Genomic DNA, 12,565 nt, shown 5'->3' with positions numbered 1-12,565 from the left:
CCGTGTTCCGTGTTCCGTGTTCCGTGTTCCGTGTTCCGTGTTCCGTGTTCCGTGTTCCGTGTTCCGTGTTCCGTGTTCCGTGTTCCGTGTTCCGTCCAGAGCGTCCCCGGAAATCCAGAACCCGCGCAACCCCTTCGCCCTTCACGCACTCACGCACTCACGCACTCACGCACTCACGCATTCACGTTTTTCCGGCACAAAAAAAAAGCGGTCGATGACCGCTTTTCAACGTCCTCTCATCCGGGCAGTTCCACGCGCCCCACACCAAATGCGTTGCATCCCTGCGGGCACGTCCCTGTGCACGTCCCTGTCGCGCCTCCTGCGGCCCGAGGCATCCGTGCATTGTCCAGTGGTATCCGTTCCCGCCGGGATAAACATATCCATCATTGCCATACAACGCAAAGGGGCTTGGGGCCCGGCAACAGGGTGGGCGCCGAACCATCCCGCGGAGGTATTTCTATTGAATTCAACCCGATATGAGTGATGATCGCGCGCCACGCGCGATCCGCTCAGGCCGGCACCGGACAAGCGCGCACACGCTTATCAGAGATCTCTCACACGCCGCCCGCTATCTCAACGGAACAGGGCGTCGCCGGAAAGACCCTGCTTCTCCAGGATCTCGCGCAACCGCCGCAGGGCCTCCACCTGGATCTGGCGTACCCGCTCGCGGGTGAGCCCGATTTCGTTGCCCACTTCCTCGAGGGTGGAGCTCTCGTAGCCGCACAGGCCGAAGCGGCGCTCCACCACGGCCCGCTGCTTGTCGTTGAGCTGGGACAGCCAGTCTTCGATGCTGTCCCTGAGATCGTCGTCCTGGAGCAGCTCCGCGGGATCGCCGACCGCCTCGTCGGCGATGGTGTCGAGCAGGGACTTGTCCGAGTCCTTGCCGTAGGGGGTATCCACGGAGGCGACCCGCTCGTTGAGTCCCAGCATCCGTTCCACGTCGCGGGTCGGCTTGTCCAGGAGCTGGGCAATCTCCTCCGGGGTCGGCTCGTGGTCCAGGCTCTGGGCCAGCTGCCGTGCGGCGCGCAGGTAGACGTTCAGCTCCTTGACCACGTGGATGGGCAGGCGGATGGTGCGGGTCTGGTTCATGATCGCCCGCTCGATGGTCTGGCGGATCCACCAGGTGGCGTAGGTGGAGAACCGGAATCCGCGCTCGGGGTCGAACTTCTCCACGGCCCTGATCAGACCGAGATTCCCCTCCTCGATGAGATCGAGCAGGGCCAGCCCCCGATTGACGTAGCGCCGGGCGATCTTCACCACCAGGCGCAGGTTGCTCACGATCATGCGCTTGCGCGCACTGTCGTCACCGCGCTGGGCCCGGCGGGCGAAGTAGACCTCCTCCTCCGCGGTGAGCAGCGGCGAGAAGCCAATCTCGCTCAGGTACAGCTGCGTGGCGTCGAGGTTGTCGGTGGAGGCCTCCCAGTTGATGGAGGATTCTTCATCCTGAAGTTCCTCGGCCTCACCGCTCTGCTCCTGTTCCTGCTCCTGCTCCTCGATAGCCAGGGTCTCCTCCTCGTCGCTGTCGTTATCAGCCAACGAGTCGCCTTCCCACTCCCGCGGCATAGGAACTCCTCGGTGATTTCCATCCATCCAACAAGCCGGGGCTGATCCGTATTGCGTTCACAGCCCTGGAATCAACGGTACCAGTGCGGTGCTGCCTGCAGCGGATGTGCCCGGCACGGTCACGGTCGCATCCGGGGAGACTATCGCCTCCCGCTGCGCCAATACCGTGCGGATCATCCCAGTCATGACCGCCTCGACCATCTGCGATGCACTCTCCGGTGCCTGTTTTCCCGGGGTTCCGGCGGATCATGGCCCTTGACACCTCACATGCCGTGTTCCGTCGGACTCCAGCTCCGGACCTCGCGCTCTCCGAATCCTGCGGCAGCGGCGGTGGGGCCGCTGTGTCGGACAGTGGTTGCTCCGGGCTAGCGCTTCGGCAGGTAGCGGAGAGGGTCAACCGGCTTACCCTCCTTGCGGATCTCGAAATGGAGCATGACCCGGTCGGTTTCGCTGCGCCCCATCTCGGCCACCACCTGCCCCGCTTTCACCGCTTCGCCCTCCCTGACCAGGAGGCGTCGGTTGTGTGCGTAGGCGCTCAGGTACATATCGTTATGTTTCACGATGATAAGCTGCCCGTAACCGCGAAGTCCACTGCCGCTGTAGACGACCTGTCCCGCGGCCGCGGTGCGTACGGGCTGGCCGTAGTGGCCGCCGATGTCCACCCCTTTCCTGCCCGCGCTGCTGTCGCTGAAGCGGCTCAGCAACGGCCCCTCGACCGGCCATGCCCAGGTGACATTGCGCGGGAACTCCACCGGCCCGGGCGCGGGTGTCGGGCCCGGTTTCGACGTGGACGCCGTCGGCGGGATGGCATCCCGGTTGCCGGGGGTGGGGGCTGGCGCGGCGGGGGGTGCGGTGCTGCGCGCGGTGGCGGCGGGCGCCGGCGCGTATTCCCGCACGGGGGCCCGCGTCGCCGCGGACAGGCGTCCCGGCGCGGTTCGCAGCCGCTGCCCGACGTAGATGGTGTAGGGGGGGCGGATGCCGTTCCAGGCCGCCAGCTCCCGGTAGTCGCGGCCGTAGCGCCAGGCGATGGAGTAGAGGGTATCGCCGCGCTGGACCGTGTAGTCGCCGCCCCGGGGCGTGGTACGCGGTGCGACAGGTGCGGCCTTGCGCGCCGACGCGCCATAGCGCTCGGTGACCGGCGCCGCGGTATTGCGCCCGCCGCAGCCGTCCAGCAGCAACGCGGCAACAACCACTGCCGCCAGCACCAGCGTGCTGTTGTTCTGCCATCGCTTCATGATGCTTCCGTCAGCCACAGTCCCGGTGAATCCCTGGCGTGGGCGGTGTCGGTGCCGGGAGTCCTGAACCGGGACGGAACGCCCATTGACCGCGCCGCCAGGATGCTAGTGTAGTGCGTCACTCTTGGAGGTACTTTCAGAGCCCCCCGAAAGTGCCAGGACAAGGCGCAGTGCGCAGGCAATGGTTGTTCCCTTGTCAAGCGCTGCAACGCCGTCATGGCGCTTTCGGGGGGCTCCCTCCGGGCGCGCCGCTGGCCGGCCATCTGCGGCGTTGCGCTTGCTTGAAAGGGGGCCTGCCATTCCTGCGCAAGCGCGCCTTGCATCTGACCGGCCGGCGACTCGCTGAATGGGCCTCCAAGAGTGACGCACTACACTAGCCCCGATATTTCATGTTATCCCTAGCCAAGACGCGAAGAATGCCAGGAGAACAGAGGATTGACGGTCTTATTACTGCAGCGGCCCCCGTTCCAGACGATGCTCCAATCACAAGGTCCTGTTCTTTTTTAACCTTGGCGTTCTTGGTGAGAAAAATTCAGAGCTAATACCGGATCACGAGGTAGGCGATCACGCCCGCGACCACGGTGGCCCAGCCGATGTAGTCGATGTAGGTGCGCAGCTTGCGCTCCATGCGCTCCCCGCCCAGGACCATCAGGCCGGCGACGAGGAAAAAGCGCAACCCCCGCCCCACCGCCGAGGCCAGCACGAAGGGCAGAAAGACCATCGCCAGCACACCCGCGGCAATAGTGAACACCTTATACGGAATCGGTGAAAAACCCGCGACGAAGATGGCCCAGAAACCCCACTGCTCGAACCAGCTCCGCGCCGCCTCGTAGGCCGGCCAGTAGCCGGCCTGGTGCAGCAGCGGCTCGATGGCCCCGAAGGCGAAGTAGCCGATGAGATAGCCGAGCATGCCGCCGAGCACCGAGCTCGCCGTGGTGAGCAGGGCATAGGACCAGGCCCGTTCCGGACGCGCCAGCGCCATGGGCGCGAGCATCACGTCGGGCGGGATGGGAAAGAAGGAGGATTCGGCGAAGCTGAGGCCCGCCAGGTAGCGGGGCGCGTGGGGGTGGGCCGCCCAATGCATCACCCGCGCGTAGAGCCGGGAGAAGAGCCGCATCAGCGCTTGCCCCCGAGGAAGGGAACAAAGCGCACGTCCTCCATGTCCTCCATCTCGAAACTCGTGCCGGTATGGCGGATCCGCTGCAGGCGCTGCCCCTGTGCGGTGGCCAGCGGCAGCACCATGCAGCCGCCGGGCGCCAGCTGGGTCAGCAGCTCCTCGGGTATCTGTTCCATGGCCGCGGTGACCATGATGCCGTCGTAGGGCCCGTTGTCCGGCCAGCCCTGCCCGCCGTCGGTGTGGCGGCTGCGGATGTTCCGCAGCCCCATGTCGCGGAAGCACTGGCGGGCCCGGTTGAGCAGCGCGGCAATGCGCTCAACGGTGAAGACCTCCTCGCAGAGCTGGGCCAGCACCACGGCCTGGTAGCCCGACCCGGTCCCCACCTCCAGCACCTTGCGGCAAGGGCTGCACTCCAGCAGCACCTCGGTCATCCGGGCGACGGTGTAGGGCTGGGAGATGGTCTGGCCGAAGCCGATGGGAAGCGACTTGTTCTCGTAGGCGTGGCTCGACAGGGCCTCGTCCACGAAGATGTGCCGGGGTGTGGCGGCGATGACGCCGAGAACGGCGGGACTGGTGATGCCGAGGCCGCGCAGCCTGTCCACCAGCCGGTCACGGGCACGCTGGGAGGTCATGCCGATGCCGTCCAGGCGTTCCCGGTTCATGCACCGTCCTCCGGCAGCCAGTGCCCGAGCCGTTCCAGGGCGTTGTGGCGGGTCAGGTCCACCTGCAGCGGCGTCACCGACACGAAGTTCTCCCGCAGGGCGAGGAAGTCGGTGCCCGTACCGGCATCCTGCTCCAGCCCGGCCGGCCCCACCCAGTAGATGTCACGTCCGCGCGGATCGGTGGCCCTGACCACCGGCTCGGCGCGGTGGCGGTGGCCGAGACGGGTGACGCGGTAGCCCCGGATCTGCGCCCAGGGCAGATCGGGCACGTTGACGTTGAGGATGATGTCCGCCGGCAGCGGGTCGGCCAGCAGCCGCTCCACCAGGGTGCGGGCCACCCGCGCCGCCGACTCCAGGTGGGTCGGGTTGTGGGAGGCGATGGAGACCGCCAGGGCCGGCAGGCCGAGGAAGCGGCCCTCCATGGCGGCGGCCACGGTGCCCGAATAGAGCACGTCGTCACCGAGATTGGCGCCGGCGTTGATGCCCGACACCACCATGTCCGGCTCCTCCTCGAGCAGGCCGGTGATCGCCAGGTGAACGCAGTCGGTGGGAGTTCCGTTGACGGCGATATAGCCATTCTCGCCGATGTTGGCGCGAATCGGGACATCGAGGGTCAGGGAGTTGCTGGCTCCGCTGCGGTCCCGATCCGGGGCCACCACCGTGATGTGCGCCATGTCCATCAGCGCCGCCGCGAGGCTCGCCAGGCCGGGGGCCCGATAGCCGTCGTCATTGCTGATGAGGATTTTTATCCCGTCTGTTTGCATGTGCCCCCGCCGCCGCGGTGCGCGGCATCTGCGGCATGATAACTTAGAGGGCCGGAGCCCGACAAAACCCCGTTCCGCCCGCCGTCACCGGAACGGGCCGGCGCGGCCGAAAAACCGCCGGGGGCACTGGTGTACTGCTTCACCCTTGGAGGTACTTCCAGAGCCTCCCCGAAAGCGCCAGGACAAGGCGCAGCGGGCAGGCAATGGCTGTGTTCACTTGCCCAGCGCTGCAGCGCTCATGGTGCTTTCGGGGGGCTCCCTGCGGGCGCGCCGCCGGTGGACTCCGGCTGCAGGTCCACCAGCTCCCTCAGCACCACGGTGGCGTAGCTGCCGGCCGGCAGATCGAAAGCCAGCTCCAGCACATCGGGCCGCGGCTGGTCCCAGGTGAATTCCCGCGGCCGCAGACCCAGCGCCCGGCGTTCCTGGTAGAGGCCCGCGGCCTCCAGGCCGGCACGCAGCGCGGCCCAGGGCGCCAGGGCCTGCAATTCAACCGCACGGGCCTCGGCGGCGGTGGTCAGCCCGCCCCGACCCCACAGGGGGCCGGTCAGGGTGAGCCGCCCGTCGGCCACCCGGGCCGCCACGGCGGCGTCCACCCGCTCCAGGGTCAGTTCGCCGTGACCGCCCGGCAGCAGGACCACGTCCCCCGGGAGCGCGCGGTTCCAGCTCCCCGCCGCCACCCGCTGCGCCAGCACCGCGTTGAACAGGCAGGCGCGGGCCGCGGAGAGGTAGAGGCCGCGCCGGTGGCGATCCCGCACCTGGCCGCGGCCGGCGAACAGCGCCTCGGCCCGCGCCAGGTTCTCGCCGTCGCGGCCGAAGCGCTGCTCCCCGAAGTAGTTGGGCACGCCGGCTTCCGCCACCTGCCGCAACCGCGACTCCAATGGGGTGCCCGCCCCCGCCAGCGCCGTGACCCGGATCCGGAACCGGTTTCCTTCCAGCTCGCCCCGCCGCAGCTTGGCGGTGTGCCGGGTGGCATCCAGCACCCGCACGCCCTCGGGCTCGAGGACGCTCCAGTCGGGCTCACCCGCCGCCGGCCGGTGGACGCTGAACCACTGGGTGGTCACGGCACGACGATCCTTCAGACCGGCATAGCCCACCGCCAACGGCTCCACGCCGGCCACCTCGGCCAGCCTTCCGGCCACCCACTCGGTGTTGGCAAGACGCTTTTCCACCCGTAGCAGGAGGTGTTCGCCGCGCCCGGCCGGGGTGATGGCGGGGATCTCGTCCACCCGGAAATCCTCCGGCGACTGGCGGATGCGGCCCTGGGCGACGGGGGCGCCCCAGGCGTGGGGGAGCGAGCGGACGGGATCGGTCCCGGCGCTCATCGGGCCGCGGGAGCCGGCTCGTCCAGCAGCACCACGGCCAGCGCCGCGATGCCCTCGCCGCGCCCGGTGAAGCCCATCTGCTCGGTGGTGGTGGCCTTTACGCCCACCCGCCCGGCGGCCACCCCGAGATCGGCCGCGAGGCGCTCGCGCATCGTGTCGATGAAGGGGGCCAGCTTCGGGCGCTGGGCGATGAGGGTGATGTCGGCGTTGCCGACCCGGAAGCCCCGATCAGCCAGCAGGGCGACGACCCGCCGCAGCAGCACGCGGCTGTCGGCGTCCTTGTACTCGGCGCTGCTGTCGGGAAAGTGCCGGCCGATGTCTCCCAGCGCCGCGGCGCCGAGCAGCGCGTCGCACAGCGCATGGATCGCCACATCGCCGTCGGAGTGGGCCAGCATGCCCTCCCCGTGTGGGATCTCGACCCCGCCGAGGATCAGCCGTCGCCCGGGGGCGAAGCGGTGGGCGTCGAAACCCTGTCCGATTCTCATCCTGTCGATCCGCCCTGTTGCCGGAGGTAGAGCTCGGCCAGCGCCAGGTCCTCGGGGCGCGTGACCTTGATGTTCTCGGGCCGGCCGGGCACCAGCCGCGGGGCGTGGCCGGCCAGTTCCATGGCGGAGGATTCGTCGGTCACCAGCTCGCCCCGGTCCAGGGCGGCGCCGAGGGCGCCGTGCAGCGCGCCGGTGCGGAACATCTGCGGCGTCAGCGCGTGCCACAGCCCCTCCCGCGGCACGGTGCCCGCCACCCGGTCCTGCGCCCCGGCCCGTTTCATGGTGTCCCGCACCGGCAGACCGAGCAGACCGCCGACGGGATCCTCCGCCAGGGCCTCGAGCAGGCGGTCGATCTCGCCGTGGGAGAGGCAGGGGCGCGCGGCGTCGTGCACCAGGACCCAGGCCCCGCCGTGCCCCTGCCCGAGCAGCCAGGCCAGGGCGTTGAGGACCGAGTGACAGCGCTCCGCGCCGCCGGTGACGGTGGTGACGCCGGGCCGCCCGGCCAGGCCCAGGGCCCGCCAGCGCTCGTCCCCGGCCGCCACCGCCACCACCACGCCGGCGATGCGCGGATGGCTGAGCAGCCGCTCCAGGGTGTGCTCGATGAGCGGACGGCCGAGCAGCGGCAGGTACTGCTTGGGCACCTCCGTGCCCATGCGCGTCCCCGCCCCCGCGGCCGGCACCACCGCCCAGACCCGGTCATCCTCAGCCGTCATCAGATCCGCTGTTCACCTGTTTTCACCAAAAAAAAACACTTTCACCACGAAGGCACGAAGGGCACGAAGAAAAGCGGAAAGATGTCTTAACCGCAGATTACGCGGATTACGCAGATATTTTTACAGAACATGGGATTGCTTGACAGCGCTCCCGGCTGCGGTGGCCAGGGCCGGGAGCTCAATCGTCACAAGTCCTCATGGCTGCACGGTCAGCCCATGCATCCTGTCACGGCAATCCGGAATCTGCGTAATCTGTGTAATCTGCGGATAGACCGTCTTTTCCTTCGTGTTCTTCGTGCCTTCGTGGTGTGCTCTTCATCGTTACCCGGTCGCGACCGAAAGACGCGCTCACTCCACCAGGAGGAAGAAGGTCTCGCCTTCCCGGATCATCCCCAGCTCGCTGCGGGCGCGCTCCTCGATGGCCTCCAGCCCCTGCTTGAGATCGCGGACCTCCGCCTCCAGGACCTGGTTGCGTTCGCGCTGCTCGGCGTTGGTCTGCTCCTGCAGCTTCACCGACTGCCGCAGGCGCCAGACCTCGGCGAGGCTGCCCTCGCCGAACCAGAGCCGGGCCTGGAGCGATACCAGCACCAGCACCAGCACCACGATGACCCATTTAATGGTCACAGCCCGCGTGACTCACTCTCCGGGTCGCTGGTCCGCATTGCCGTTGCGGAGCCTCAACCGGCAAGGGACGGATAGATGCCGCGCCCGGCATAGGCTCCCTTCCCGGCGAGCATCTCCTCGATGCGCAGCAGGCGGTTGTACTTGGCCACCCGGTCGGAACGGCTCAGCGAGCCGGTCTTGATCTGGCCGGCGGCGGTAGCCACCGCCAGGTCGGCGATGGTGACGTCCTCGGTCTCGCCCGAACGGTGGGAGATGACCACGCCGTAGCCGGCCGCCTTGGCCATCCGGATGGCTTCCAGGGTCTCGGTGACGGTGCCGATCTGGTTGAGCTTGATGAGGATGGCGTTGGCGATTCCCTTGTCGATGCCCTCGCGCAGGATGGCGGGATTGGTGACGAAGAGATCGTCGCCCACCAGCTGCACCCGCTTGCCCAGGCGATCGGTGAGAAGCTTCCAGCCCTCCCAGTCGTTCTCCGCCATCCCGTCCTCGATGGTGAGGATGGGGTAGCGGTTCACCCAGTCCTCCAGGTAGTCCACCATCTCGGCGGAGCTGAGGGAGCGGCCCTCGGAGGCGAGCTCGTACTTGCCGTCGCGGTAGAACTCCGAGCTGGCCGTGTCGAGCCCGATCCAGACGTCCTCGCCGGCCTTGTAGCCGGCCCGCCCGATGGCCTCCAGGATCACCTCGATGGCCGACTCGTTGGAGGGCAGGTCGGGCGCGAAGCCGCCCTCGTCGCCCACCGCCGTGTTGAGGCCGCGCTCCTGCAGCACCTTCTTCAGGGTGTGGAAGATCTCGGCCCCGCAGCGGACGGCCTCCGCCTCGCTGGGCATCCCCGCCGGCACGATCATGAACTCCTGCATGTCCACGTTGTTGTCCGCGTGGGCGCCGCCGTTGATGATGTTCATCATCGGCACCGGCAGGCTGTAGGGGCCCTTCAGGCCCAGGTAGCGATACAGCGGCAGCTCCGTCTGGCGCGCCGCCGCCTTGGCCAGGGCCATGGAGACCGCGAGGATGGCGTTGGCCCCCAGGCGCCCCTTGTTGGCGGTGCCGTCGAGCGCGATCATGGCCTGATCCAGGCCCGACTGGTCCATGGCGCCGCGTCCCACCAGCAGCTTGCGGATCTCGGTGTTGATGTGTTCGACCGCCTTGCGCACGCCCTTGCCGCCGTAGCGGCCGGGATCCCCGTCACGCAGCTCCAGGGCCTCGCGGGAACCGGTGGACGCGCCGGAGGGCACCGCGGCGCGGCCGGTCACGCCGGACGCGAGGATCACGTCGGCCTCGACGGTGGGATTGCCGCGCGAATCGAGAATCTCGCGGGCGACGACATTCAGAATCTCAGACATGGTGACTCCAGATATATGACGTTTTCGGTTTTCAGTATCAGATTATAGGTTTCAGGTATTACGTTTCAGGTATCCGTGTCATCCATGAAGCGGCGGGCGCAGAAACGAACCGCCTCCGTACGGGACAGGGACCCAACACCCAATACCTAAAACCTGAAACTTGATGAAACGGGATTATCAGACAAACACGCCGCCTGGAGGGCGGCGTGTCATTTCAGCTCATCGAAGCCGCTCGCCTTCACGGCGCGGTCGATCGCGACCAGGGTCTCCAGCAGCGCCTCCAGCCGCCCCAGGGGCCAGGCGTTGGGCCCGTCGCTGAGCGCCTCGTCGGGACGCGGGTGGGTCTCCATGAACAGGCCCGAGACCCCGGCGGCCACGGCGGCGCGTGCCAGCACCGGAACGAATTCGCGCTGCCCCCCGGAGGCTCCACCCTGCCCGCCCGGCAGCTGTACCGAGTGGGTGGCGTCGAACACCACCGGGCAGCCGGTCTCGCGCATCACCGCCAGGGAGCGCATGTCGGAGACCAGGTTGTTGTAGCCGAAGCTCACGCCCCGCTCGCAGACCATGATCTGCCGGTTCCCGGTGGCCAGCGCCTTGTCGGCCACGTACTTCATGTCCCACGGGGCGAGGAACTGCCCCTTCTTGATGTTCACCGGCAGCCCCAGCGCGGCGACCGCCTGGATGAAGTTGGTCTGCCGGCACAGGAACGCGGGGGTCTGCAGCACGTCCACCACCGCGGCCACCTCGGCCAGCGGCGTGTCCTCGTGCACGTCGGTGAGCACCGGCACGCCGATATCGCGCTTCACCGTCTCCAGGATGCGCAGCCCGGCCTCGATCCCCGGGCCGCGGTAGCTCGCGACGGAGGAACGGTTGGCCTTGTCGAAGGAGGACTTGTAGATGAACGGAACGCCCAGGCGCCCGGTCAGCTCCTTGAGCGCCCCGGCCGTGTCCAGCGCCAGCTGCTCGCTCTCGATGACGCACGGCCCGGCGATGAGGAACAGCGGCTGTTCCAGCCCGGCGCTGAAGCCGCACAGCGCGATGCTGCCAGGTCCCTGGCGCGTCTCCTGTCCGCCCATCTCAGCCGGCCGCCTTGGTGGCGTTGCGCTCGCGCTGGGCGCAGGCGGCCTGGACGAAACCGGTGAACAGCGGATGACCGTCCCTGGGAGTGGAGGTGAATTCGGGGTGGAACTGGCAGGCGACGAACCAGGGATGATCCGGCACCTCCACCACCTCCACCAGGCTGCCGTCGATGGAGCGGCCCGAGACCTTCATGCCGGCCTGCTCCAGCTCGGCCAGGAAGCGGTCGTTGACCTCGTAGCGGTGGCGGTGGCGCTCGACGATCACATCCTTGCCGTACGCCTCGCGCACCAGGGTTCCCTCCTCGAGGCGGCACTGCTGGGCGCCCAGGCGCATGGTGCCGCCCAGGTCGTCCTCGTCGGTGCGGTGTTCCACGCCGCCGCTGCTGGTGACCCACTCGGTCACCAGGGCGATGACCGGATAGGGCGTGTCGCGATCGAACTCGGTGCTGTTGGCCCGCGGCATGTCCGCCTTGCTGCGGGCGTACTCGATGACCGCCACCTGCAGCCCGAGGCAGATGCCGAGATAGGGGATGCGGTTGGTGCGGGCGTACTCGACGGCCCGGATCTTGCCCTCCACGCCCCGTTCGCCGAATCCTCCCGGCACCAGGATGGCGTCGGCGCCGGCCAGGCAGCCGGTGCCCTGGGTTTCGATCTCCTCGGACTCCACGTAGTGGATGCGCACCTTGGTGCGGTTGCGCAGGCCGGCGTGGAACAGGGCCTCGTTGAGGGACTTGTAGGCGTCGGTGAGCTCCACGTACTTGCCCACCATGGCGATGGTGACCTCCGACTCCGGATGCTCCATCGCGTCGATGACCCGCTCCCACTCGGAGAGATCCGGCTGGGCCGCCTGCAGCTGCAGCCGCTCCACCACCAGGTCGTCGAGACCCTCGAGGTGGTAGAGCAACGGAATCTTGTAGATGTTGTCCACGTCGATGGCGGAGACGACCGCGCGCTCGGGCACATTGGTGAACAGCGCGATCTTGCGCCGCTCCGCCTCCGGCAGCGGCCGGTCGCTGCGGCACAGCAGCACGTCGGGCTGGATGCCGATGGAGCGCAGCTCCTTCACCGAGTGCTGGGTGGGCTTGGTCTTGAGCTCGCCGGAGGCGGCGATGTAGGGCACCAGGGTCAGGTGCATGAACAGCACCCGCTCGCGCCCCAGTTCCACGCCCATCTGGCGGATGGCCTCCAGGAACGGCAGCGACTCGATGTCGCCCACGGTGCCGCCGATCTCCACCATGGCCACGTCGGCGCCGTCGGCGCCCTCGCGGATGCAGCGCTTGATCTCGTCGGTGATGTGGGGAATCACCTGCACCGTGCCGCCCAGGTAGTCGCCGCGGCGTTCGCGCCGGATGACGTTCTCGTAGATCTGGCCGGTGGTGTAGTTGTTGTTCCGGGACATGGTCGTGCGCACGAAGCGCTCGTAGTGCCCCAGGTCCAGATCGGTCTCCGCCCCGTCGGCGGTCACGTAGACTTCGCCGTGCTGGAACGGGCTCATGGTCCCCGGATCGACGTTGATGTAGGGATCGAGCTTCAGGAGAGTGACATTGAGCCCGCGGCTCTCGAGGATCGCGGCGAGGGACGCCGAAGCGATCCCCTTGCCGAGGGCGGACACAACGCCGCCGGTTATGAAGATGAATCGCGTCATGCGTGCCTGGAAAAAG

Annotated in this window: 13 protein-coding genes; all 13 read right to left on the bottom strand. The window is 68.0% G+C overall.

The features are described from left to right. Window positions 1-573 precede the first annotated feature (573 nt). The 13 genes from rpoS to DFQ59_RS17825 all read right to left on the bottom strand — a co-directional run bounded on the left by rpoS (window position 574) and on the right by DFQ59_RS17825 (window position 12,549). On the bottom strand, window positions 574-1,536 hold the full coding sequence (gene rpoS, locus DFQ59_RS17885; protein ID WP_245937314.1) for an RNA polymerase sigma factor RpoS: 963 nt from the start codon (window positions 1,534-1,536) through the stop codon (window positions 574-576). A gap of 84 nt (window positions 1,537-1,620) precedes the next feature. Continuing rightward, on the bottom strand, window positions 1,621-1,764 hold the full coding sequence (locus DFQ59_RS20125) for a hypothetical protein (RefSeq protein ID WP_211314995.1): 144 nt from the start codon (window positions 1,762-1,764) through the stop codon (window positions 1,621-1,623). 164 nt (window positions 1,765-1,928) lie between these two features. Beyond that, window positions 1,929-2,798, bottom strand: coding sequence for a peptidoglycan DD-metalloendopeptidase family protein (locus tag DFQ59_RS17880; RefSeq protein ID WP_114281095.1), 870 nt, complete (start codon window positions 2,796-2,798; stop codon window positions 1,929-1,931). A 538-nt stretch (window positions 2,799-3,336) separates the two neighbouring features. Further along, the gene (locus DFQ59_RS17870; RefSeq protein ID WP_114281093.1) at window positions 3,337-3,915 is read right to left on the bottom strand and encodes a YqaA family protein; all 579 of its coding nucleotides are present in this window, start codon (window positions 3,913-3,915) and stop codon (window positions 3,337-3,339) included. Then, window positions 3,915-4,577 (bottom strand): protein-L-isoaspartate(D-aspartate) O-methyltransferase, encoded by a 663-nt coding sequence (locus tag DFQ59_RS17865; RefSeq protein WP_114281092.1) that lies wholly within the window; start codon window positions 4,575-4,577, stop codon window positions 3,915-3,917. The genes DFQ59_RS17870 and DFQ59_RS17865 overlap by 1 nt, the downstream gene beginning before the upstream one ends. Then, window positions 4,574-5,326, bottom strand: coding sequence for a 5'/3'-nucleotidase SurE (gene surE, locus DFQ59_RS17860; protein WP_114281105.1), 753 nt, complete (start codon window positions 5,324-5,326; stop codon window positions 4,574-4,576). Before surE ends, DFQ59_RS17865 begins: the two co-directional genes overlap by 4 nt. 251 nt (window positions 5,327-5,577) lie before the next feature. After that, on the bottom strand, window positions 5,578-6,663 hold the full coding sequence (gene truD, locus DFQ59_RS17855) for a tRNA pseudouridine(13) synthase TruD (RefSeq protein WP_114281091.1): 1,086 nt from the start codon (window positions 6,661-6,663) through the stop codon (window positions 5,578-5,580). Continuing rightward, entirely contained in the window at window positions 6,660-7,148 is a 489-nt protein-coding gene (gene ispF, locus DFQ59_RS17850) for a 2-C-methyl-D-erythritol 2,4-cyclodiphosphate synthase (RefSeq protein ID WP_114281090.1), read from the bottom strand. Before ispF ends, truD begins: the two co-directional genes overlap by 4 nt. Then, window positions 7,145-7,861, bottom strand: coding sequence for a 2-C-methyl-D-erythritol 4-phosphate cytidylyltransferase (gene ispD, locus DFQ59_RS17845; protein WP_114281089.1), 717 nt, complete (start codon window positions 7,859-7,861; stop codon window positions 7,145-7,147). Before ispD ends, ispF begins: the two co-directional genes overlap by 4 nt. A 348-nt stretch (window positions 7,862-8,209) precedes the next feature. After that, window positions 8,210-8,479, bottom strand: coding sequence for a cell division protein FtsB (gene ftsB, locus DFQ59_RS17840; protein ID WP_114281104.1), 270 nt, complete (start codon window positions 8,477-8,479; stop codon window positions 8,210-8,212). Between the two features lie 59 nt (window positions 8,480-8,538). Beyond that, entirely contained in the window at window positions 8,539-9,825 is a 1,287-nt protein-coding gene (gene eno / locus DFQ59_RS17835) for a phosphopyruvate hydratase (RefSeq protein ID WP_114281088.1), read from the bottom strand. A 209-nt stretch (window positions 9,826-10,034) separates the two neighbouring features. Beyond that, window positions 10,035-10,865 (bottom strand): 3-deoxy-8-phosphooctulonate synthase, encoded by an 831-nt coding sequence (gene kdsA / locus DFQ59_RS17830; RefSeq protein ID WP_114281103.1) that lies wholly within the window; start codon window positions 10,863-10,865, stop codon window positions 10,035-10,037. A 37-nt stretch (window positions 10,866-10,902) separates the two neighbouring features. Then, window positions 10,903-12,549, bottom strand: a complete 1,647-nt coding sequence (locus DFQ59_RS17825; RefSeq protein WP_114281087.1) for a CTP synthase — start codon at window positions 12,547-12,549, stop codon at window positions 10,903-10,905. Window positions 12,550-12,565: the final 16 nt, after the last annotated feature.

The organism is Thioalbus denitrificans (assembly GCF_003337735.1).
In the GTDB taxonomy this organism is placed as follows: Bacteria; Pseudomonadota; Gammaproteobacteria; order DSM-26407; family DSM-26407; genus Thioalbus; species Thioalbus denitrificans.
The sequence above is the reverse complement of the archived record's forward strand: the minus strand, read 5'-3'. Positions and strand labels throughout refer to the sequence as shown.